Raw genomic sequence first — 23693 nt, 5'->3', positions numbered from 1 at the left:
ATTGAAGGTTCAGAATCCAAGCGGTTGCTGCCAGGAAAAAGCAGCATGCACAGTGAATCGCTTGAGCGCATGACTCCCGATTGGTTGATCAACGCGACGTCCCTAAGGCGCGCAGCGATCAAAGATAGCGCAACACCCCTGCCGGGCTGGTATGTGCACGCATCCGGCGTGCAACAGCAGGCACTGAGGGCAAGTTTCAACGCCAGTTTTATCTCGCAGACCCGGCTGGACCAGACAATGTCCGCGCTGCACGATGCCGAAACATTCGCCGGGCCGATATTGGCCAAGGCTATCAAGGACAGGTTCTCGATCGAAGTCGACGTCAACAAGACCTGGGTGTGCCTGCGGCGCCCCCTGGAGGTTGGCGCGTTGGATATCGAAGTCTCGTCTTTCGAGGTGTTGAAGCTATCTTTGCTTCAGGCGGCATTGCACAACTTCGAGGCCTCGGAGTGTGAAGAAGGGGCCTTCCACCGTGGATCAGGGTTCGTCGTCGAAACGCCTACCCCCGGTATATTCCAGGATGTTGCGCTGGGCATGACGGTCAGGCAGTTCTTGTCGCTGTGCCGAACGCTGGATATCGGAGCGCAGTATCAAACCTGCGTGAACGGTTTTTTTCAGCCAGCCGATACGCGGGCGCAAGCCAACTTGCGCGAGCAATTCATCGACAGCCAGAAAACCGCAATGAGGGCGGCAGCCGACCTGGCGTTGTTGAAAAAGGACATCGAACCGCAAGACTACTCGATGATCCTTTCGGTCATTGGCGGGGAAGTCCATCCCCGGATGGGCGACAGACAGGTCTGGTTCCGCGATCTCATCCTGATGAAGCGCCGGATGACCGGCTGTGTGGTGTTCAGCATCAGCGAGCAGTATCGCTACACCAGCGATTTCATCGTCTACATTCCCCATGATCCCGAGCATCCGCTCAAGCGTTACACTTCGGCGCAGTTGCGTGACGAATTCAAGCGCCAGTTCACCGCCGGCAATTCACGGTCTGCAAGCGATGGCAGGCCGACCGCACACCAGCGTTTTTTCAGTCAGTTCGTGGCTTACGCCGACCGCCCTTACTACTTCAGCCAGTTCACCCGCAAGGCGGCGGACGCTCCGAGCGATCCGATGCAGTCCATCTGGATCAAGGTCGCCCAGTACATTCCGCCGATCTCCACGTTCGTCGGTATCAAGGAGCTGCCCCCTGAAACCCGGGGCAAGCGCGAACCGGTGGAAGATCCTTACCTCGACCCAATGGGTACGACGCGTAAAGACGTAGCCGGAATCTGGTCCGCCAACACCGATCTGTGGACTTATCTCTACGAGCAAAACCGCGCCAAGGTCATCGCCGATGCGCGCAGCCATGCCGTCCCGACCGCTGAGGTCGATGCGAAGGCTCGGGCGGCAAAGCTCAATCACCTGCTGGAAATCGGCATGCTGGGCTTGAACATGGTGTCGATGTTCGTACCAGTGCTGGGCGAGATCATGCTGACGGTAATGGCCGGGCAATTGCTGTACGAATCGTTCGAAGGGGTTATCGAATGGAGTGAGGGTGATCGCGTTGCTGCCAAGGCGCACCTGATCGATGTCGCGGAAAACCTGGCGTTGATCGCGGCGATGGCCGGGGCCGGCAAGGTGCTCGGCAAGATTGCGCCGGTCGCACCGGAGCCGGTGATCGAAGGGCTGGACGCCATCAAGCGCCCCGATGGCGCGACACGGCTGTGGAAACCCGATCTGAAGGCCTATGAGTGCAACGTTGAGCTGGGCGATGACATCGTCCCCAATGCCTTGGGACAGTTTCGTGCGAACCGCAGGACTTACATCCGCCAGGCGGGCAAGGTGTATGAGATCACCTTTGATTCAACGCTGAAAAAATGGCGCATCAAGCATCCGTCCGATGCCGAGGCCTGGCGGCCGATTCTCGAACACAACGGCCACGGTGCCTGGCACCATACGCTGGAGCGTCCCCTGGAGTGGGATCGCCTGACCCTGTTGCGGCGCATGGGCCATGCGACCGAGGCCCTGACTGACGAACAACTGCTCACCATCGCCGATGCCAGCGGTACCCGTGACAATGCCCTGCGCAAGATGCATCTCGATCACCTGCCTCCGCCTCCCGGGCTGGCTGAGTTGTTGTCGGCGTTCGAGGCTGGCCCGGGGAGCACCGAGGCGGTCAAGGGACCGGTGGCGATGCTGCAGCGTGCTTGCCCTGGGCTGAGTGAGCCCGCTGCCAACAGGGTGTTGCTCGATGCCAATGCCGAGGAACTGGCGCGGTGGCAAACGACGCGGCGGATTCCCTTGAGCATGCTTGAAGAGAGCCGCTGGTATGCACGACAAGGGCGCGTCAATCGAGCCTTTGCCGGGTTGCATCTGGAGCGTATGGCGTCGGCGGACAGCCGATGGCTCGCACTGCACTCCCTGGAAAAGCTGCCGGGCTGGTCCGACAGCGTGCGCCTGGAAGTGCGCGACGGTCACGTCGAGGGGCCGCTGATCGATGGCATTGGCAGTCAGACTGCCGTCACGCGCAAATACGTGGTCAAGAAAGGACCGGCTTACCAGGCGTTTGATGAGCGCGGCGAGGAGCTCAATGGCATTCCTCGAAATGGCGACAATTTTTACCCGTCGATCATGCACGCCTTGCCCGACTCGGCGCGCCAGGCGCTGGGTGTTCCCCATGTGGCTCAGGGCAGTCAGTTGCGCACGGCAATCATCGACCATGCCGTCGCCCATCGTGCCGAGCTGGCACAGAGCCTGGAGGCACGTACTGACAAGCATGCGACGTTCAAGCCTCCGGTTCGGGTCAACGAACGGTTGGTGGGGTACTACGCCAGCGGACGCGGGCAAGGGATCAATCCTTTGCTGGCGACGCGGGTTCGGGATGTCTATCCGGCGCTGACCGAACAGCAGGCCAACGGATTTGTCCTGGCGCAGCTGCGTGCGGGAAAAACCGATGCGCAGATTTATGGTTTGTTGCAGGCCCGCCTGCGCGAGTGGGAGACGCTTGAGGCGACGCTCGATCATTGGGTTGGCGAGCCATCGTCGGGTTCTGCCCTGGAGCGCATGTTGGGCGGCAAGGCCTCGGTCGCGCAGAGTCTCAAGGATAGCTGGCGCAACTCGCCGTTGGCCGCAGAGCACGCGCGCTTCACGTTGCTTGACCTGACCTGTGATGACCCGCTTCCTTCGTTGTCGGCGGATTTCTCCCATGTGCGTGATCTGCACATCCGGGGTCGTTGCATCACGGACGCCAATGCCGATGCGCTGTTGACCAATTTCCCCAGGTTGAGAAGACTGCGGATCAACGCCACGGGCAATCAGTTCAGCAATGTGCCCGAGGTCATAGGCACGATGCCGGAACTCACCGATCTGAGCCTGTATTCAGCCGCCCCCTACGCCGTCGACATGCCGTCGAGGCTGAGCGCGCTGACCAGGCTTGAGGACCTCACTGTCTATTGTTCGGGGTTCACGCCGATTGCGCTGGATGTCAGCCAATTGCGCAATCTGCGCCGGCTGGATGTGCTGGCACTTGCGATGTTTGAATGGCCCGCCGGGGTTCTTGAACTGCCGCGCCTTGAGCGATTGAACCTCAAGGGCACCGGGATCAGGACCTTGCCCGACGGTATTTTCAACGGACATGAAAAGCTCTGGTCCGGACTGTCGCTGGACTGGTCGAATGTCCTTCGTGAAAATTTCAGGCCGGCGTATGAGTACGCCAAAAGGCAATCCCCACACCTTGTTGATCTCGAGGAAATGGTCAGGGATTACAGCAAGGGTGAGTTGAGACGCCTTGGGGAGGACTCCAACGAGAATCACGAGGCCTTGTTCAATCAGTTTGTCGAGCAGTGGCAGGACGCCGAGGCGAGGTACGGGGCGATCGAAGCCTTGAGTGAACAACACCATGTACTCAATCACAACCTCAATGACTGGTCCTATCGTGCACTTAAACTGCCAACCGCGATCAATGAAGTGACAGGTCGGACATTAGCGGCAAATTCCCTGAGAGCGTGCTGGCGCAACGGCGTATTCAAGCGTTACGGCGCAACAGCCAATGCCTCGGTGCTCGACTTGCCTAATCTGGGACTGAGTAGTTTTCCCGAGCTGCCGGCCGGTGCTTTTCCAGAGGTGAAAACGCTGTATTTGAGGGGGAGTAATGCGCCTGTAGCACAGATTCGCGGTTTCATCAGCGGGTTTTCCGAACTTCAAACACTCGACTTGCGTAGTTGCGGCCTGACCGAAATCCCCATCGGCCCCAACGATCTCGGAAAATTGACTCAGCTGGATCTCTCCAGTAACGGGATTGTTGTCGATTCAGGGGTTCAGCAAGGTCTCGAAGGGTTGCGAACACTCGAACATCTGGACCTGAGCAGCAACCCCCTCAACACCCTGGACGTCAGTGCAATGTCTCACCTCAGGGCTTTGAATCTGCGCTCGACGGAACTGCGGGAGTGGCCGGCAGGCGCGCAAGACCTGCCCGAATTGACCTGGCTGGATTTGCGCGACAGCCGCGTCAGCGAATTACCGGTGGCGGTGCTTGAAAGTGAGGTATTACTCAAAACCAATCTCGTCGGTGCGCCGTTGACTGCGCAAGCGGAAGCAATGCTGAAGGCTGCCTGGCAGAAAATTGAAGTGTCCAAGGGACTGCCAGAAGGTGTCCTGGAACTGTTTGCCCTGGAGCCGGTGCCACTTGCCTTCCCGCCGTCCGAGAGCGGCTTTTCGATCGCACGGCATTTGTTATTGCTATCACAAGTCCCGTCGGGAGAAGGGTCCGGGGTCGTGACAAAGCGCCTGCAACGGTTGAACCCGGCGCTTGTCGATGAGCAGGCCTCCCAAGCGCTGGAACAGATGCGCCAGCGTGGGGCAACCGACGTGCAAATTGACGAGCGCCTTGCCGGATGGGAACAGACCTTTGACGCGCTTACACGCCAGTTGAATGGCTGGCTGTTTACCCGTGGAACTCAGGGAACGGGCTGGATGACATCGTCCAGCATTCGCAGATTGGGTGCCTTGCGCATCCTGGAGTGCTGGCGCGAGGGGCTGATCGGTGCGGACGGTGTTGCCGATGCCGTGCTGAATCTCAATGGCCTGCAACTGGGCGATTTGCCGGAGCTGCCGACAACGTTCGAGCATGTCGGCACGTTGAACCTGACGAGCGTAAAACTGACCCGGCAAGGTTCCGATGGATTCCTCAATGCCTTTACACGGTTGAAAATCCTTGAACTCAACGGTAATGGGCTGGACGCAATTCCCGAGCCGGTCCAGCACATGGATACGCTCGAGCGACTGGAACTGTCTTCGAACCGACTGGACGATGCCGAACACGTGTCTGCCTCATTGAGTAATCTGGAGCGTCTGAAGTGGCTTGACCTGGGCTACAACGAACTGGAGTCCTTCGATATTGACGTTTTCGAAGCGTTGGTGACACTCGATCTGCGCAATAACATTCTGACGCAATGGCCGGGGGGCGTGCTGGATGCGGCCCACCTCAGAGTCCTGAATCTGAGTGGTAACTACATCACATCGGTTCCGGCGCAGGTTCTGGATGGCAATCACAACGTCTTGATGATCGGCATCGACCTGAGCGACAACAACCTGGCGCTTGAGAGTCTCGAGCGCTTGAGGGCCTACCGAGACTCGGGAGCACGGGACACCGTGCTGGGGATCTCGCGGACTGAACTCGACGAGTCGCTGGATGATGCTCACGACCAAAGCGACAGCATCGAGTCGGATGAAGAGCTGCCTGACGTTGAGCCTGATTCCGCGCAAAAGACCCCTTGGTTAACCAATCTGACCCCGGAGGAATTGGCCGGTAAAAGCCAGATCTGGGATCAACTGGCGGCCGAGCCGGACAATGCCGCGTTCTTTCATTTGCTATCGCGATTGCAGGACACCCAGGAGTTCCGGGTGGCCAATGCCGACTTGACGCGACGGGTCTGGACAGTGATGGAGGCCGCAGCCAGCAACAGCGAGCTTCGGGAAGTCCTGTTCGCCAGTTCGGCTACCCATGGCACCTGTGTCGACGGGCGAATCCTCACGTTCAGCGGGCTGGAAAGCAAAGTGTTCACCCACAATGCCTTGCTCGACATGCCGCCTGGAGGTCTGAGTGTGAAGGGCCAGGCACTGCTGAAACTGTCCAGGCAGCTGTTTCGACTGGACAAGATCGATGATCTGGCGACCAAAGCCGCGGCTCATTCCGGCGAGGATGAGGCCGAGGTGCGCCTGGGTTATCGAATCGGTCTGACGGAGGGCTGGGATGACGGCCTGATCCTGCCGGGTCAGCCGAAACACATGACTTATGCCTCGGGCGTCACGCGGCAACAACTGGCGCACGCGCGCGTGGAAATCGTCAATGCGGAACGGTCCGACGGGTTTTTCGAAGACTTGATCCAGCGCGACTATTGGGTGGGTTATCTCAAGGAGAAATACCCTGAAGTCTTTCGGGCGCTCGATGAAATGGAGAGTCAGGGAGGGGAAGATGATGGGGGTGAGAGCGCCGATGATGCCGCATTCATGAGTCAACTTTTCGAACTGGCGGCGGCGCGCAACGCGAAGATGATCGAGTTGTCCCGCAAGGAAGTCTCGGAGCTGGCGGGTGAAGAACCGCAACCAGGGATATCGGCCTTGAACAGCTAAATCAGCCGCTGGACAACTAATGTGGGAGCGAGCTTGCTCGCGATTGCGGAACATCATTCAACATCAATGTTGAATGATGTTCCGCAATCGCGAGCAGGCTCGCTCCTACAGAGGGCCTTTGCCAACCACGATGTTGTGGTCGGCAAAGCAGTTTAGTTGTCGTAACCCAGGTTCGGCGCCAGCCAGCGTTCGGTCACGCTCAGCTCCTGGCCTTTGCGCGAGGTGTAGCTCTGCACCTGGTCCTTGTCGATCTTGCCCACGGCAAAGTATTGCGCCTGCGGGTGAGCGAAGTACCAGCCGCTGACCGCTGCTGCCGGGAACATCGCGTAGTGTTCGGTGAGGAACACGCCGCTGCGGCCTGCGCGCATTTCCTGGGCCTCTGGATCGAGCAGGGCGAACAGCTGGGCCTTCTCGGTGTGGTCCGGGCAGGCCGGGTAGCCCGGTGCCGGACGGATACCGCTGTATTGCTCCTTGATCAGTGCCTCGTTATCCAGCGCTTCATCCCTGGCATAACCCCAGTAGTCTTTACGCACCTGCTGGTGCAGCCACTCGGCGCAGGCCTCGGCCAGGCGGTCGGCCAGGGCCTTGACCATGATCGAGTTGTAGTCGTCGCCGGCATCCTGGTAGGCCTTGGCCACTTCTTCGGCGCCGATCCCCGCGGTGGTGATGAAGCCACCCACGTAGTCGGTCACTTCACTGCCTTTGGGCGCGACGAAGTCGGCCAGGGAGAAGTTCGGCTTGCCGTCGGTCTTGATGATCTGCTGGCGCAGGTGATGCAGCTTGGCCATTGGCTTGCCGTCATCGCCATAGAGCTCGATGTCGTCGTCATGCACCTGGTTGGCCGGCCAGAAACCGAACACCGCGCGGGCGCTGATCAGCTTCTCGTCGATCAGTTTGCTGAGCATTTCCCGGGCGTCTTTGTAGAGCGAGGTGGCGGCTTCACCGACCACTTCGTCCTGGAGGATGCGCGGGAACTTGCCGGCCAGGTCCCAGGAGATGAAGAACGGCGTCCAGTCGATGTACTCGGCCAGGACGTTGAGGTCGATGTTGTCCAGCACCCGGGTACCGGTGAAGGTCGGTTTGACCGGTGTGTAACTCGCCCAGTCGAATTGAGGTTTCTTGGCGATGGCCGCGCCATAGCTCAGGCGCTCGGTGCGGGCGCTGCGGTTGGCGGTGCGCTCGCGAACCTCGATGTAATCCTGGCGGGTTTTCTCGACGAAACCGGCCTTGAGCTCCTTGGACAGCAACTGCGTCGCCACGCCCACGGCGCGGGAGGCGTCGGTGACGTAGATCACCGCATCGTTGCTGTACTTGGGCTCGATCTTCACCGCCGTGTGCGCCTTGGAGGTGGTGGCGCCACCGATCATCAGCGGCAGGTGGAAGTCCTGACGCTGCATTTCGCGGGCGACGTGGACCATCTCATCCAGCGACGGGGTGATCAGGCCGGACAGGCCGATAATGTCGCACTTCTGTTCCTTGGCTACCTGGAGGATTTTCTCTGCCGGCACCATCACGCCGAGGTCGACGATGTCATAGCCGTTGCAACCGAGCACCACGCCAACGATGTTCTTGCCGATGTCGTGCACGTCACCTTTCACCGTGGCCATCAGGATCTTGCCCTTGGCTTGCGGCTTGTCGCCTTTTTCCAGTTCAATGAACGGGATCAGGTGCGCCACGGCCTGTTTCATCACACGGGCGGATTTCACCACCTGCGGCAGGAACATTTTGCCAGCGCCGAACAGGTCGCCGACGATGTTCATGCCGGACATCAGCGGGCCTTCGATCACTTCGATCGGGCGGGCGAAGGACTGACGGGACTCTTCGGTGTCTTCGACGATGTGGGTGGTGATGCCCTTGACCAGTGCGTGCTCCAGGCGCTTGTTGACGTCCCAGTTGCGCCACTCTTCGGTCTCGGCTTCCTTGACGCTGCCGTCGCCCTTGTACTTGTCGGCAATGGCGAGGAGGGCGTCGGTGCCTTCCGGGGTGCGGTTAAGGATCACGTCTTCCACGGCGTCGCGCAGTTCTGCCGGGATCTGGTCGTAGATCTCCAGTTGACCGGCGTTGACGATGCCCATGGTCAGGCCGGAACGGATCGCGTACAGCAGGAACACCGAGTGGATCGCCTCGCGCACCGGGTTGTTGCCACGGAACGAGAACGACACGTTGGACACGCCACCGGAGGTCAGCGCATACGGCAGTTCGTCACGGATGTAGGCACAGGCATTGATGAAATCGACGGCGTAGTTGTTGTGTTCTTCGATGCCGGTGGCGACGGCGAAGATGTTCGGGTCGAAGATGATGTCTTCCGGCGGGAAGTCCACTTCGTTGACCAGAATGTCGTAGGAACGTTTGCAGATTTCCTTCTTGCGCGCTTCGGTGTCGGCCTGGCCGGCTTCGTCGAAGGCCATCACCACCACGGCGGCGCCGTAGCGCTTGCACAGTTTGGCGTGATGGATGAACTGCTCGACGCCTTCTTTCATGCTGATCGAGTTGACGATGCCCTTGCCCTGGATGCACTTGAGGCCGGCTTCGATCACTTCCCACTTGGAGGAGTCGATCATGATCGGTACGCGGGAGATGTCCGGCTCGCCGGCAATCAGATTGAGGAAGGTCACCATGGCCTTCTTCGAATCGAGCATCCCTTCGTCCATGTTGATGTCGATCACCTGGGCGCCGGCTTCGACCTGCTGCAGGGCGACTTCCAGGGCTTCGGTGTAGTTGTCTTCGCGGATCAGGCGGGCGAACTTGGCGGAACCGGTGATGTTGGTGCGCTCACCGACGTTGACGAACAGCGAGTTGCGATCGATGGTGAACGGCTCAAGGCCCGAGAGGCGGCAGGCCTTCGGGATGTCCGGAATCTCGCGTGGCGCATAACCGGCCACGGCCTTGGCGATGGCTTCGATGTGGCCCGGTGTGGTGCCGCAGCAGCCACCGACGATGTTGAGAAAGCCGCTCTGGGCGAATTCTTCGATGACCTTGGCGGTTTCCGACGGCAGTTCGTCGTACTCGCCGAATTCGTTCGGCAGGCCGGCGTTCGGGTGCGCGGAAACGTGGGTGTTGGCTTTGTTCGACAGCTCTTCGAGGTACGGGCGCAATTCGCTGGCGCCGAGGGCGCAGTTCAGGCCGACGGAAATCGGTTTGGCGTGGGCCACGGAGTTCCAGAACGCTTCGGTGGTCTGGCCCGACAGGGTGCGGCCCGAGGCGTCGGTGATGGTGCCGGAAATCATGATCGGCAATTCAATGCCCAATTCCTCGAACACGCCCTGGACGGCGAAGATCGCGGCCTTGGCGTTCAGGGTGTCGAAAATGGTTTCGATCAGGATCAGGTCGGCGCCGCCTTCGATCAGACCCTTGGTGGACTCGGTGTAGTTCTCCACCAGTTCATCGAAGGTCACGTTGCGGTAGCCGGGGTTGTTCACGTCCGGGGACAACGAGCAGGTGCGACTTGTAGGACCGAGCACGCCGGCAACGAAGCGCGGCTTGTCCGGGGTTTCCAGGGTCTTGGCGTCGGCGACCTTGCGCGCCAGGCGTGCGCCTTCTACGTTTAACTCATACGCCAGGCCTTGCATGCCGTAGTCGGCCAGGGAAATCTGGGTGGCGTTGAAGGTGTTGGTTTCCAGAATGTCGGCGCCAGCGTCCAGGTAGGCTTTTTCAATGCCGCCAATCACGTCCGGGCGAGTCAGTACCAACAGATCGTTGTTGCCTTTGACATCGCTTGGCCAGTCAGCGAAGCGTTTGCCACGGTAATCCTGCTCTTCGAGCTTGTAGCTCTGGATCATCGTGCCCATACCGCCATCGAGAATCAGGATGCGCTCTTTGAGGGCGTGCTTGAGAGCTTGAAGGCGAACGCTGCGATCGGACATTTGGACTACTCGGTAAGGCCATGACGAAGGGCCGGGATGATAGCAAACCTGTGCGCTTTTGGAGCATGACTCGAAATTGCATGAATATCGTTCATGTTGGTAAGGATGACAGACCGGTAGAATCGCGGCGTTTTTTCAGGATCCGGGACCAGGGACATGTCGTATCGCTTCGTCATCAGCACATTGTTGTTGTTTTTAAGTTGGGGCGCTCTGGCGCAAAGTCCGGCGATTTCCTCTGCCATTTCATACAGCCGTGACATTCAGCCGATCTTCACTGAAAAGTGCGTGGCCTGCCACGCCTGCAATGACGCCGCCTGTCAGCTCAACCTGGGCAGCGGTGAGGGCGCAGCGCGTGGTGCGACGAAAGTCCCGGTTTATGACGGTGACCGCACTAAAGCGGTGGCGCCGACCCGACTGTTCTATGACGCCTCCGGCAAACAGGCCTGGCAGCAAAAGGGCTTTTATTCGGTGCTCGATACCCAGGGCAGCCAGGCTGCACTGATGGCGCGGATGCTGGAGCTTGGCCACAAGACTCCGTTGCAACCTAATGCGAAGCTGCCGCAAGACATCGTCCTGGGCCTGAATCGGGAAAACATGTGTGCCATGCCCGCGGAGTTCGACGGTTATGCCGCCAAGCATTCGAAGGAGGGTATGCCGCTGGCAGTGACCGGCCTGACCGACCAGCAGTACCAGACGCTGCAACGCTGGCTGGCGGCCGGCGCGCCGATCGATCAGCAGGCGCTGGCGCCCAGCGCCAGGGAAGCCTTGCAGGTGGTGCAATGGGAAAACCTGCTCAATTCGCCGGGCGCCCGGGAAAGTCTGGTGGGGCGCTGGCTGTACGAGCACTGGTTTCTCGCCCATCTCTACTTCAAGGATGGCGAGCCTGGGCATTTCTTCCAGTGGGTGCGTTCGCGCACCCCGACCGGCCAGCCGATTGACCTGATCAACACCCGTCGCCCGAACGATGATCCGGGCACGCAGTTTTACTATCGCTTGTGGCCGGTGCAGGGTGTGATCGTGCACAAGACCCACATCACCTATCCGCTGAGTTCGGCGAAGCTGGCGCGGGTCAAGAGCCTGTTCTACAGCGGCAACTGGCAGGTCGATGCGTTGCCGGGCTATGGGCCACAGAGCCGGGCTAATCCGTTCGCCACCTTCGAAGCGATTCCGGCCCAGGCGCGCTATCAGTTCATGCTCGATAACGCCGAGTACTTTGTGCGCACCTTTATCCGTGGGCCAGTGTGTCGTGGTCAGATCGCCACGGACGTGATCCGCGATAATTTCTGGGCGCTGTTCCAGGCGCCCGAGCACGACCTGTATGTCACCGATCCGAACTATCGCGGGCAGGCCACGCCGTTGCTGGCGATGCCGGGGCAGAACGATGATGTCGGCAGCGTCCTCAGCCTGTGGCACGACTACCGCGATAAGCGTAATGAGTACGAAGCCTTGCGCCGGGACAGCTACGCCGACGAGCCAGTGCCGAGCTGGTCGACCCTGTGGGCCGGCAACGACAATGCGCTGCTGAGTATCTTCCGCCATTTCGACAGCGCTTCGGTGACCAAAGGCCTGATCGGCGAGGTGCCGCAAACGATATGGCTGTTCGACTATCCGCTGCTGGAGCGCACCTACTATCAACTGGCGGTGAACTTCGATGTGTTCGGCAACCTGTCCCACCAGGCCCAGACGCGCTTGTATTTCGACTTGATCCGCAACGGCGCCGAGCAGAACTTCCTGCGCCTGATGCCCGCCGACTCCCGGGATGACTACCTGGACGACTGGTATCAGAACAGTGGCAAATTCAAGATGTGGCTCGACTACGAGACCATCGACGACGACACGCCGACCGCGCTGAATCTGAATTCGACTGATCCCAAGCGTGACTTTGCCAATCAGCTGCTGGCCCGATACGGCGACCTCAATGCCAGGCCCGACCCGATCAATCGCTGCGATGGCGCTTACTGTTCGCGGCCGAACATCGACCCGGACCTGCAAAGTGCCGAGCAGGCGCTGAGCCGTCTGACTTCGCGGCCGGCCGCCGGGCTGAAGGTCATCGACCAGTTGCCGGAAGCCACCCTGCTGCGTATCGAAACCACCAGCGGCAAGCGTGAGGTCTATAGCCTGTTGCGTAACCGTGCCCACAGCAACGTGGCGTTCTTGCTCGGTGAATCACTGCGCTACCAACCGGGGCTCGACACCCTGACGATTTTCCCGGGTGTGCTTAGCAGCTACCCGAACTTCATGTTCAACATCCCGGCCGGGCAAGTGCCGGCGTTTGTGGATGCGATGGAAAGCGCCAAGGATACCGACAGCTTCGAGAAAATCGTCGAACGTTGGGGAATACGCCGCAGTCATCCGCAATTCTGGGCTTATTTCCATGATCTGAGCCGCTATATCTACGAAAACGATCCGGTGGAAGAGGGCGTGCTGGACATGAACCGCTACGAGAACCTCTGAAACACCACTGATCCCCTGTGGGAGCAAGCCCGCTCCCACAGAGGGATTTGTCGAAATCTTTCCCGACAAAAATACTAGGACTTTGTCCGGCGCGTTGATTGGCGTAAACTGCGCCCAAGCCTGCGAGGAGTTTCCATGACCGCTATTACCATCACTGACGCCGCCCACGATTACCTGGCTGATCTGCTCTCCAAGCAGAACACCCCGGGCATCGGCATCCGCGTCTTCATCACCCAGCCTGGCACCCAGTACGCCGAAACCTGCATTGCCTACTGCAAGCCGGGCGAAGAAAAACCCGAAGACACCGCGCTGGGGCTCAAAAGCTTCACCGCGTACATCGACCACTTCAGCGAAGCCTTCCTGGACGATGCCGTAGTCGACTACGCCACCGACCGCATGGGCGGCCAGCTGACCATCAAGGCGCCAAACGCCAAGGTACCGATGGTCAACGCCGACAGCCCGGTCAACGAGCGCATCAACTACTACCTGCAAACCGAGATCAACCCGGGGCTGGCCAGCCACGGCGGTCAGGTCAGCCTGATCGACGTGGTCGAAGACGGCATCGCCGTCCTGCAGTTCGGCGGTGGTTGCCAGGGCTGCGGCCAGGCCGACGTGACGCTGAAGGAAGGCATCGAGCGTACTTTGCTTGAGCGCATCCCTGAGCTCAAGGGTGTTCGCGACGTGACCGACCACACGCAGAAAGAAAACGCCTACTACTAAGGTGTTCGCTGCGAACAAAAAAACGGCGCCCCGTGAGCGCCGTTTTTTTATGGGTGAAATTGACCGACGCCATCGCGAGCAAGCTCGCTCCCACATTGGAATACGGTCAACTGTGGGAGCGAGCCTGCTCGCGAAGGGGCCTTATGGGCGATAGAGATGCACATGCCCCGCGCGATACAGCGACGACTCACTGAAGTGATCGCTGCCCAGCACCCGACCCACCAGAATTAACGCCGTACGGCGAAAGCCCTTGGCTTCAACTTTTTCGGCAATATCCTCAAGCGTTCCCACCACCCAATCCTGATCCGGCCAGCTCGCGCGGTGAACCACCGCAATCGGGCAATCGGCGCCGTAATGGGGCAGCAGTTCCTCAACGATCTTCGCCAGGTGATTGACCCCCAAGTGAATCGCCATGGTCGCGCCGTGCTGCGCCAGGCTGGAGAATTCCTCCCCAGGTGGCATGGCGGTTTTGTCGGCGTAGCGCGTCAGGATGACGCTTTGCGAAATGTCCGGCAGCGTAAGTTCCGCACCCAAAAGCGCTGCGCAAGCGGCTGTGGCCGTCACGCCAGGTACGATTTCGAACGCAATGCCCAGCTCGCGCAGATAGCGAATCTGCTCGCCAATGGCGCCATACAGGCTCGGATCGCCGGAGTGCACCCGGGCCACATCCTGGCCTTTGGCGTGGGCGCTCTTGATCAGGTCGATGATCTGTTCCAGATGCAGTTCGGCGCTGTTGACCACCTGTTCGGCACAATGACCTTCCAGTACGGCGGCAGGCACCAGAGAGCCGGCATAAATGATCACCGGGCAGCTGCGAATCAGCCGCTGGCCCTTGACGGTAATCAGTTCGGGGTCGCCGGGACCTGCGCCAATGAAGTAGACGGTCATCGTCGGTTCCTGTGGGAAAAAAGGGGCTGAACAGGGCTTCAGATGAAGAATGTTCATGATCAAAGGCGGGGATTATCGGTTTTTTACGCAGCGCCGGCCAATGCAAGTGTTGCCTGGGCGTATTTTTGCCGTGGAATCAGCAGTTTTGCCGGGGCCTGGGCCAGTTGTTCCGCCAGGGCCAGTGCGGCGCTTTCCGCCACGCCGTAGCAACCGGTGCGTTCAAACGCTATTTGCGATTGATGACTGAGTTGCGGTTCATAAGCGGCCAGTTGTTCACTGCTGAAATACATCAATTCCAGACCAAGCTGCTGAGCCAGTTCGATCAGCGCAGGTTCGTCGCGCTTCGAATCGATGCTGGCCAGCGCCTTGATTTCATGACGAGCAATCTGGTGTGCCTCCAGCGCCTGATCGAGCAGCGCCAGCAACGTGCTGACAGGGCAGCCTCGCTGGCAGCCCAGGCCGACCACCAGGGTCGGCGCTGTGCTGACGTCAGTCATGCGTGGTATTGGCCATCGCTTTTGCGACGGAACAACCAGGCGCTGATCAGGCCCAAGGCCAGCCAGAACGCCACGTTGGTCAGTTGCGAAGCGATTTTGAACTGGGTTTCCAGCGCCTCTGGAGCAAGCATCGAATGCACTTGCGGTTGTGGTGCGCCAATCACATGGGGAACGGCGAGGATCGCCGCACCGAGGACTTTCATCAGCCAGTGCCGGCTGAACACGATCAGCGCGATACCGACGGCGGTGGAGGCGGCGGTACCGATCCACCACAGTTGCCGTTGTGCCAGATCGGCGGCGGCAGTGCCTGGCAGTTCAGGTGGCAGGCCGAGGGTCGGCGCGAGCACGAACGTCGCATAACCGGCCAGGCCCCAGAGCAGGCCCTGGGAGGTTTTGGTCGGCGCACGCAAGGTGTACAGGCCGGCCAGCATCAGGGCGAAACCGACGGCCACCACCAGGTTGCCACCGGTGGTCGACAGCACGCGCTGCCAGCCGTCTTCCGGCTCCCAGGCTTGTGCATCGTGGGTATGGGCAGCCATCGCACCGTCGGCGTGTTCATGCATTTCAACAGCGGCCGGTTCGGTTTTTTCGTAGGTCTCGGCCTGCAAAATCAGCGGAGCGACCCAGAAGCTTTGCAGCAGGGTCAGCAACAGGGCGGCCAACAGCCCGGTGAAACCTGCGGTTTGCGCAATACGCTTGATCATGTCGACAGCTCTCAATGGCACGGGAACGCGGAGCTGTGACGGGTATCGTGGGCGGCGTTGTGCACCGCTTCGATGTGCGAGAAACCGGCGAAATACACAAGGCAAGCGCCCAGGATCGACGCGCAGACGGCGACGGTCAGACGTTGGGTCAGGGTTGAGGTGGTGCTCGCGGATGTGTGTTCGGCGCTGCTGATGATCGACATGGCGTTTCCCTCTGGTCTGTCAGCGGGGAATAAGAGCGCATGCAAAAACCCGCACGACCCGGCGCGCAAGGTTTCAAACAGCGCCCGCCCACCGCGGGTTTGTTGGTTCAGTGACCGTACTGGTCACTTTGTGTTGCGGGCCGGTCTCCGGGCTCACGAGGGGCAAAGGCTTGGGCCTGAACCTGAAAACATCACCTTCCCATGTCGCAATGGCACAGTGGATCTGATGCTTCGCTCGCTTACCGTTGCGGGGGCAGCACCGGACTGACATGGCTTAAGAGTAAAGCACATGATTCACCGGTTTCCCGTTTCACCCTGTGAAGGGCACCCGTAACAAGGTGTGTAGGAGAGCATGGGCGGGGGTTTGGCGTCAATTGGCAAGGGTTCTCAACTGAAGACCGAGTCGCCTTCATCGCGAGCAAGCTCGCTCCCACATTGGAACGCGGTCATCTGTGGGAGCGAGCTTGCTTGCGATGGGGCCAGTGAGGGCACCACAAGACATTGACCCGCCCCAATACCATGCGTAGCCTTGCGCTTTCGAGGTTCTTCGGCGTTTGCCGAAGCTAAGAAGGGAACGCGGTCGATGCCGCGGCTGCCCCCGCAACTGTGAACGGTGATGTTCGTTGCCACGCCACTGCAGGCTCAATCCATGAGGCCGGCGGGAAGGCGCAGCGAATGCCAGGCTCAAGGCCGGCACACCGTCAGCCAGGAGACCTGCCTCGTCACAGATTCTCACTTTCAACCGGGCGGGGTGATCCGGTGGCGAACTCTCTCAGGCACGCGTGTCCGCGTTGCCGGTCGTCGTCCCGTATGCCCGCCACATTAGCCATAGGGCATCCGATGAAAACACTGGCCAAACTCCCCGTCACCATCGTTACCGGCTTTCTCGGCTCGGGTAAAACCACGCTGCTGCGGCACATGCTCGACAACGCCCAGGGTCGCCGCATCGCGGTGATCGTCAACGAATTTGGCGAGTTGGGCATCGACGGCGAAATCCTCAAGCAGTGCTCCATCGGTTGCACCGAAGAAGAAGCCAACGGCCGTGTCTATGAGCTGGCCAACGGCTGCCTGTGCTGCACCGTCCAGGAAGAATTCTTCCCGGTGATGCGCGAACTGGTGGCCCGTCGCGGCGATCTGGACCACATTCTCATCGAAACGTCCGGCCTGGCGCTGCCCAAGCCGCTGGTGCAGGCCTTCCAGTGGCCGGAAATCCGCAGTGCCTGCACGGTGGATGCAGTGATCACCGTGGTCGACAGCCCGGCCGTGGCCGCCGGCACCTTCGCCGCGTTCCCGGATCAGGTCGACGCCCAGCGCAAGCTCGACCCGAACCTGGACCACGAATCGCCGCTGCACGAACTGTTCGCCGACCAATTGGCCAGCGCCGACCTGGTGATCCTCAACAAAGCCGACCTGATCAACCCGGCGGACCTGGCCCGTGTGCGCCTGGAAGTCGCCGAGGAATTGCCGCCAGCGGTGAAAATCATCGAAGCCAGCAGCGGTCGCCTGCCGCTGGACGTGCTGATCGGCCTGGGGGCCGGCTCCGAAGAACACATCGACAGCCGTCACAGCCACCACGACCATCATCACGATGGCGACGACGATCATGACGACCACGATCACGACGCCTTCGATTCGATCTCCATCGAACTGCCGCAAGCCGACGAAAGCCTGCTGCTGGACGCGCTGACCCAACTGGTGGTCCAGCACGGCATCCTGCGGGTCAAGGGTTTTGCGGCGATCCCCAACAAGCCGATGCGCCTGCTGATCCAGGGCGTGGGCACGCGTTTCGACAAGCACTTCGACCGCCAGTGGGGCGCTGAAGAAGCGCGAGTCACCCGCCTGGTGCTGATCGGCCAGGAACTGGACGCCACTGTTCTCGAAGCGCAATTGCGCGCCGCGCTCAGCGTGTAAGCCATGCACCTGCTCAGGACCCAACCCGGCGGTTTCGTGTCGGATGACAACATTGCCGACCTTGGACAAACCCCCGCCGAGTTGGTGGTCCTGTGCAGCGGCGATTCCAGCCTGGCGCTGCTCGCCGAAGCGGCGCAGCAATTGCCCGACGATTACCCGAGCGTGCGCCTGGCCAACCCGATGCAGGTGCAGAACCATGCCTCGGTCGACTTGTACGTCGATGAAGTGCTGCGTCACGCCAGGGTGATCCTGATTTCGCTGCACGGTGGCATCGCCTATTGGCGTTACGGCATCGAGCGCCTGGTCGAACTGTCGCAGCGCGGCGTGCAGGTGATTCTGGTGCCGGGTGATGATCGCCCGGACCCGGAGCTCAGTGACCTGAGCACCGTCGGTGCAGAAGATCGCGACCGGCTCTGGCAGTTTCTGCGCCAGGGCGGCATGGGCAATGCCCTCGATTTCTTCCGCTGTCTGGCCAACCGCTGGCTGGCGCGTGATTACACCTGGGGCGAGCCGCAAACCCTGCCACGCACGGCGATTTACCATCCGCACAAACATTCGGCCGCACTGAGCGACTGGCAGGCCGACTGGCACGCCGATCAACCGGTGGCGGCGGTGTTGTTTTACCGCTCGCATTTGCAAGCGGCGAACACGGCTTTCATTGATGTTTTTTGCCAACGCTTGCAGGCCGCGGGGTTGAATCCGTTGCCGATCGCGCTGGCCAGTCTGAAAGAGCCCGGTTGTCTTTGCGTGGTCGAGGACTGGCTGGATGAGGCCAGCGTCTCGGTGATCCTGAACACCACCGGCTTCGCCCAATCCAGTCCTGAAGCACCGCATCTGCGCCCGTTTCGCCGCAATATTCCGGTGATCCAGGCGATCTGCGCCCAGGACAACGAGCCCGGTTGGCGCGCCAGCGAACAGGGCCTCGGCCCTCGAGACCTGGCGATGCACATAGCCTTGCCGGAGCTGGACGGACGCATCATCAGCCGCCCGATCAGTTTCAAGGACCTGGCGTGGCGCAGTGAGCGCAGTCAGTCGGATGTGGTCTGCTACCGGCCACAACCGGAACGCATGGATTTCGTTGCCGAACTGGCGCAGCGCTGGGTCGATCTGGCGCGGGTGCTCAATGCGGAAAAACGCATTGCCTTGATTCTCGCCAATTACCCGACCCGCGACGGTCGCATCGGCAACGGCGTCGGCCTCGATACCCCGGCCGCCGCGCTGAATATCCTGCGGGCGCTGCATGCCGAAGGTTATCCATTGCCGGCTGAATTGCCGGACAGCGGCACCGCGCTGATCCAGCAGTTGCTGGGTGGCGTCAGCAACGATCTCGAGACCCTCGACCTGCGTCCGTGCCAGCAAAGCCTGGGGATGGATGACTATCTGGCGATGTTCAACGCCCTGCCCGAAGCCAACCGCGCAGCGGTGCTCGAACGTTGGGGCGCGCCGGAAAGCGATCCGATGTGTCGCAGCGGACGGATGATGATCGCCGGCCTGCGTTTTGGCCTGACCTTCGTCGGCATTCAGCCGGCCCGTGGTTATCAGGTCGACCCGAGCGCGGTGTATCACGACCCGGACCTGGTGCCGCCGCACGGCTATCTGGCGTTCTACTTCTGGCTGCGCAACACCTACGGCGCCCATGGCGTGATCCACGTCGGCAAGCATGGCAACCTCGAATGGCTGCCGGGCAAGGGCGTCGGGCTGTCGGAACATTGCTGGCCAGATGCTTTGCTCGGGCCGCTGCCGAACATCTATCCGTTCATCGTCAACGACCCGGGCGAGGGCGCCCAGGCCAAGCGGCGCACCCAGGCGGTGATCATCGATCACCTGATGCCACCGCTGACCCGCGCCGAAACCTACGGCCCGCTGCGCAACCTCGAACTGTTGGCCGACGAATATTACGAAGCGCAGCTGCTCGATCCGCGCCGCGCCCGAGAGTTGCAGCGCGATATCCTGCAACTGGTGCGTGACACCCACATCGACCGAGAACTGCAGCTGGACGAACAACTCGACAGTGATGCCGACGCGGCGATCTGGTTGCCGCGACTCGACACTTACCTGTGCGACTTGAAAGAGTCGCAGATCCGCGACGGCCTGCATGTGTTCGGCGAATCGCCCACCGGGCGTTTGCGTATCGACACCTTGCTGGCGTTGTTGCGCATTCCACGGGGCGATGGCCGGGGCGCGCAGTCGAGTCTGCTGCGGGCACTGGCCAAGGCCTTCGTGTTGGGCTTCGACCCGCTCGATTGTGCGCTGGCCGAACCGTGGACAGGGCCTCGTCCCGAACCACTTTTGCTTATCAGCGACGAGACTTGGCGCACGGCGGGCGATACCCGCGAGCGCCTGGAGTTGTTCGCCGCGCAGTTGATTTCGGACGCGTTGAACAGCCCCTGTGGGAGCGGGCTTGCTCGCGAAAGCGGTGGGTCAATCGACATAAATGTTGAAGGATCAACCGCTTCGTCGGAACGTCACCCGGAGACAAGCCCGCTCCCACAAGGGGCCGACTGGATCGAGGTGCAAGCCATCATCGATAGCCTGCGCGAGGTGGTCGCCCCACGTCTGGACGCCTGCGGTCCGGCGGAAATGCGCGGATTGCTCGATGCCCTCAGCGGTCGCTTCGTCCCGGCGGGCCCTAGCGGCGCACCGAGTCGTGGTCGCCTGGACGTGCTGCCCACCGGTCGCAACTTCTATTCGGTGGACGTGCGCAACCTGCCGACCACCACGGCGTGGCGTATCGGTTTCCAGTCGGCCAACCTGATTCTCGAACGGCACCTGCAAGACCACGGCGATCATTTGCGCCAGCTCGGTTTGTCGGTGTGGGGCACCGCGACCATGCGCACCGGCGGCGATGACATCGCCCAGGCCATGGCGCTGATGGGTGTGCGTCCAGTCTGGGCGACCGGCAGCCAGCGGGTCGATGACTTCGAGATTTTGCCGCTGAGCCTGCTCGACCGTCCGCGAGTCGATGTGACCTTGCGTGTGTCCGGTTTCTTCCGTGATGCCTTTGCCAATCTGATTCGCTTGTTCGACGCCGCGGTGCAAGCGGTGGCCGACCTCGATGAGCCGGATGACCTCAATCCGTTGGCGGCCAAGGTACGCGCCGAGCGCACAGCCCTGCTGCAGTCAGGGCTCGATGAAGACGCTGCGCGACGTCAGGCCGGCTGGCGGATTTTCGGGGCCAAACCCGGTGCCTACGGCGCAGGCGTGCAGGGCGCTATCGACGGTCGCCTGTGGCAGAGCCGCGAGGACCTGGCCGAGGTCTACCTCAACTGGGGCGGCTACGCTTACGGCGGTTCCGACGAAGGCACCACTGCCCGCGAACAGTTCAGCCAGCGCCTGAGCCAGGTACAGGCGGTGCTGCAAAACCAGGATAACCGCGAGCACGATCTGCTCGACTCCAACGATTACTACCAGTTCCAGGGCGGTATGCTCGCGGCGGTGGAAAGCCTGAAAGGCGAGGCGGCGGCCAGCTATCATGGCGACCACAGCCAGCCGGACCTGCCGAAGATTCGTACCCTGAAGGAAGAGCTGAACCGGGTGATCCGCTCCCGGGCGGCCAATCCGAAGTGGCTCGAAGGCGTTAAACGTCACGGCTACAAAGGCGCGTTCGAAATGGCGGCGACTGTCGACAACCTGTTCGCCTTCGACGCCACCACGCAGTTGATCGACGATCACCAGTACGCGTTGCTGGCCGATGCCTATTTGCTCGACCCGGACACCCGGGATTTTGTCCGCGAACACAATCCCCATGCCTTGCGCGACATGACCGAACGCATGCTCGAGGCGCAACAACGCGGGATGTGGAAGGAGCCCGGCGAGTACCGCGAGGCGCTGGAGAATTTGTTGCTGGATATAGAAGAAGACGGCTAATCACTTCCCTGTGGGAGCGAGCCTGCTCGCGAAGGCGATTTGTCAGCCAACGATGATGGTGGATGTGATGGCCTCATCGCGAGCAGGCTCGCTCCCACAGGGATAAAGGCGACTGTAATTTTTGTAGATAGATCACCGACCAGGACTGAGTATTGAAGATGACCGACACCCCGCATTTCCCGCTCTCCGCCGTGGTCGGCGCCGACGATTTGAAGCTGGCCCTGTACCTGACCGCCATCGACCCGAAAATCGGCGGTGTCCTGATCGAAGGCCCGCGGGGCATGGCCAAGTCGACCCTGGCCCGCGGTCTGGCGGACCTGCTGGCCAGCGGTCAGTTCGTCACCTTGCCGCTGGGCGCCACCGAGGAACGGCTGGTCGGCACCCTCGATCTCGACGCGGCGCTGGGCGAAGGTCGCGCACAGTTTTCCCCCGGCGTACTGGCCAAGGCTGACGGAGGCGTGCTCTATGTCGACGAGGTCAATCTGTTGCCCGATCACCTCGTTGACCTGCTGCTCGATGTGGCCGCCAGCGGCACCAATCTGGTGGAGCGTGACGGTATTTCCCATCGGCATTCGGCGAAGTTCGTGCTGATTGGCACCATGAACCCGGAAGAGGGTGAACTGCGTCCGCAATTGCTTGACCGTTTCGGCTTGAACGTCGCCCTCGGTGGCCACACCGCGCCGGCCGAGCGCGGTCAGATCATCCGCCGTCGCCTGGATTTCGACAGCGATCCGCAAGGTTTCTGCGCTGAATGGGAGTCCGCGCAGGCGTCTCTGCGTGAACGTTGCCAGAACGCACGCAATGCACTGCCGAACATTCCCCTCGACGACCAGGCGCTGGAACACATCACCGAACGCTGCTTTGCCGCCGGCGTCGATGGTTTGCGCGCCGATCTGGTCTGGCTGCGCGCCGCCCGGGCACACGCCGCCTGGCGCGGGGCGAACGCGATCGCCGAGGACGATATCGACGCCGTTGCCGAATTCGCCTTGCGCCATCGTCGCCGCGAGCATTGCGCACCGGCATCTCAGCCATCCCAGGCTGCGCAACCCTCTGCGCCGCAAAACGCCAACCCGAGCGAAGGGCAGGGCCAGTGGGGCGAGTTGCCTGCCCAGGCGCTGGCGGTCGGCGCACGACGTGAAGTGCCGAGCTGGCCAAAAAAGCCCTAGGCATTCGCCCTCGCTCCGTTGCGGGGGCGAATGCCAGACCCCGAGCCGGGCGGCTGGACCACGGTAAACAGGGCAAGCGTCATGCAGCACGCAGCGGCTCGGTCAACTGGCCCGGCACATTGCTCAATGGCCGGCCACGTCAGCGTGACGACCTGTTGTTTCAGCTGCGCACTCGTTCGCCCCATGAACTGTGGCTGGTGATCGTTGATGCCTCTGCTTCGACCCGCCGTCATCAGGCATTGAGCGATGCCAAGGGCTTGCTGGCGCAGTTGTTCGACGATGCCTATCGCCAGCGTGCGCGACTGGCGTTGCTCACGGCCAGCGGTGCTGCACCCAGGTGGCAGGTGCAGGGATTGAAAGCTTCCAGCGGATTACGCCAGTGGCTCGATGGTCTTGGCGCCGGTGGCGGTACGCCGTTGCCGGCGGCATTGGGCGAAGCGGGTCGATGGCTTGCGGCACGGCAAAAGCGTTTTCCGGCGGAGCAGCAGCGGTTGTTGCTGGTGACCGATGGCCGGCTCAAGGACTGGCCGCTGTTGCCCGTACTGGAGTGTCCGGGGTTGCTGATCGACATCGAGCGCGGGCCGATCCGGCTTGGGCGCAGCAGGGTGTTGGCGGCGCAGTTGCAGGCGGAGTATCGGCACATTGACGAGCTGATTCCTGGCTGAATTCTCCTTTGCCTGGGCCGGCCTCTTCGCGAGCAAGCCCGCTCCCACATTGGTCCGGGTGAACACAAAGTCTGTGAACGCCGAATGCCCCCTGTGGGAGCGGGCTTGCTCGCGAAGGCGATGTGTCAGCCACCATCAATTCC

General features: G+C 61.2%; 12 protein-coding genes and 2 riboswitches. Of the genes, 7 read left to right on the top strand and 5 right to left on the bottom strand.

All coding sequences use genetic code 11. The features are described 5' to 3' along the window. The first annotated feature begins 45 nt into the window (after nt 1–45). The gene (locus AC3IT9_RS15705) at nt 46–6612 is read left to right on the top strand and encodes an NEL-type E3 ubiquitin ligase domain-containing protein (protein WP_489270310.1); all 6567 of its coding nucleotides are present in this window, start codon (nt 46–48) and stop codon (nt 6610–6612) included. Between the two features lie 152 nt (nt 6613–6764). Here AC3IT9_RS15705 and metH read toward each other — a convergent pair whose 3' ends face one another. Then, entirely contained in the window at nt 6765–10475 is a 3711-nt protein-coding gene (gene metH, locus AC3IT9_RS15700; protein WP_150723623.1) for a methionine synthase, read from the bottom strand. A 156-nt stretch (nt 10476–10631) separates the two neighbouring features. On the opposite strand from metH, the gene AC3IT9_RS15695 reads away from it, so the two are divergent. Together AC3IT9_RS15695 and nfuA are read left to right on the top strand one after the other, a co-directional pair. Further along, nucleotides 10632–12929: a fatty acid cis/trans isomerase gene (locus AC3IT9_RS15695; RefSeq protein ID WP_489270309.1), complete on the top strand. Its 2298-nt coding sequence runs from the start codon at nt 10632–10634 to the stop codon at nt 12927–12929. Between the two features lie 135 nt (nt 12930–13064). Continuing rightward, nucleotides 13065–13649, top strand: a complete 585-nt coding sequence (gene nfuA / locus AC3IT9_RS15690) for a Fe-S biogenesis protein NfuA (RefSeq protein ID WP_007912592.1) — start codon at nt 13065–13067, stop codon at nt 13647–13649. 141 nt (nt 13650–13790) lie between these two features. Here nfuA and cobM read toward each other — a convergent pair whose 3' ends face one another. From cobM to AC3IT9_RS15670, 4 genes are all read right to left on the bottom strand, one after another. Then, the gene (gene cobM, locus AC3IT9_RS15685; protein ID WP_489270308.1) at nt 13791–14537 is read right to left on the bottom strand and encodes a precorrin-4 C(11)-methyltransferase; all 747 of its coding nucleotides are present in this window, start codon (nt 14535–14537) and stop codon (nt 13791–13793) included. 83 nt (nt 14538–14620) lie between these two features. Next, complete coding sequence (locus AC3IT9_RS15680; RefSeq protein WP_102671349.1) at nt 14621–15034, bottom strand: cobalamin biosynthesis protein; 414 nt, start codon at nt 15032–15034, stop codon at nt 14621–14623. Further along, nucleotides 15031–15738 (bottom strand): CbtA family protein, encoded by a 708-nt coding sequence (locus AC3IT9_RS15675; RefSeq protein ID WP_489270307.1) that lies wholly within the window; start codon nt 15736–15738, stop codon nt 15031–15033. The genes AC3IT9_RS15680 and AC3IT9_RS15675 overlap by 4 nt, the downstream gene beginning before the upstream one ends. Before the next feature lie 11 nt (nt 15739–15749). Continuing rightward, nucleotides 15750–15941 carry a CbtB domain-containing protein gene (locus tag AC3IT9_RS15670; protein WP_150755732.1) on the bottom strand — a complete coding sequence of 64 codons (192 nt, stop codon included), beginning with the start codon at nt 15939–15941 and terminating at the stop codon, nt 15750–15752. A gap of 121 nt (nt 15942–16062) precedes the next feature. Then, nucleotides 16063–16288, bottom strand: a riboswitch (cobalamin riboswitch). 176 nt (nt 16289–16464) lie between these two features. Next, a riboswitch (cobalamin riboswitch) is annotated at nt 16465–16677 on the top strand. A gap of 104 nt (nt 16678–16781) precedes the next feature. Between AC3IT9_RS15670 and cobW the strand changes: the two genes are divergently transcribed. From cobW to AC3IT9_RS15650, 4 genes are all read left to right on the top strand, one after another. Continuing rightward, a complete protein-coding gene (gene cobW / locus AC3IT9_RS15665; RefSeq protein WP_150753465.1) occupies nt 16782–17852 on the top strand; it encodes a cobalamin biosynthesis protein CobW in 1071 nt (356 codons plus the stop codon). Between the two features lie 3 nt (nt 17853–17855). After that, nucleotides 17856–21719 carry a cobaltochelatase subunit CobN gene (gene cobN / locus AC3IT9_RS15660; RefSeq protein WP_489270305.1) on the top strand — a complete coding sequence of 1288 codons (3864 nt, stop codon included), beginning with the start codon at nt 17856–17858 and terminating at the stop codon, nt 21717–21719. A 158-nt stretch (nt 21720–21877) separates the two neighbouring features. Next, nucleotides 21878–22885: a magnesium chelatase ATPase subunit I gene (locus AC3IT9_RS15655; protein ID WP_423504513.1), complete on the top strand. Its 1008-nt coding sequence runs from the start codon at nt 21878–21880 to the stop codon at nt 22883–22885. 119 nt (nt 22886–23004) lie between these two features. Further along, entirely contained in the window at nt 23005–23550 is a 546-nt protein-coding gene (locus AC3IT9_RS15650; protein WP_489270304.1) for a vWA domain-containing protein, read from the top strand. The last annotated feature ends 143 nt before the right edge of the window (nt 23551–23693 follow it).

It is taken from the genome of Pseudomonas sp. KH_046_1 (assembly GCF_057839025.1).
The sequence above is the reverse complement of the archived record's forward strand: the minus strand, read 5'-3'. Positions and strand labels throughout refer to the sequence as shown.

Coding starts and splice junctions, on each gene's coding strand:
- AC3IT9_RS15680 (WP_102671349.1), bottom strand. CDS start 15,034: ATGACTGACGTCAGCACAGCGCCGACCCTGGTGGTCGGCCTGGGCTGC.
- cobN (WP_489270305.1), top strand. CDS start 17,856: ATGCACCTGCTCAGGACCCAACCCGGCGGTTTCGTGTCGGATGACAAC.
- AC3IT9_RS15675 (WP_489270307.1), bottom strand. CDS start 15,738: ATGATCAAGCGTATTGCGCAAACCGCAGGTTTCACCGGGCTGTTGGCC.
- AC3IT9_RS15705 (WP_489270310.1), top strand. CDS start 46: ATGCACAGTGAATCGCTTGAGCGCATGACTCCCGATTGGTTGATCAAC.
- cobW (WP_150753465.1), top strand. CDS start 16,782: ATGAAAACACTGGCCAAACTCCCCGTCACCATCGTTACCGGCTTTCTC.
- AC3IT9_RS15670 (WP_150755732.1), bottom strand. CDS start 15,941: ATGTCGATCATCAGCAGCGCCGAACACACATCCGCGAGCACCACCTCA.
- cobM (WP_489270308.1), bottom strand. CDS start 14,537: ATGACCGTCTACTTCATTGGCGCAGGTCCCGGCGACCCCGAACTGATT.
- metH (WP_150723623.1), bottom strand. CDS start 10,475: ATGTCCGATCGCAGCGTTCGCCTTCAAGCTCTCAAGCACGCCCTCAAA.
- AC3IT9_RS15655 (WP_423504513.1), top strand. CDS start 21,878: ATGACCGACACCCCGCATTTCCCGCTCTCCGCCGTGGTCGGCGCCGAC.
- AC3IT9_RS15695 (WP_489270309.1), top strand. CDS start 10,632: ATGTCGTATCGCTTCGTCATCAGCACATTGTTGTTGTTTTTAAGTTGG.
- nfuA (WP_007912592.1), top strand. CDS start 13,065: ATGACCGCTATTACCATCACTGACGCCGCCCACGATTACCTGGCTGAT.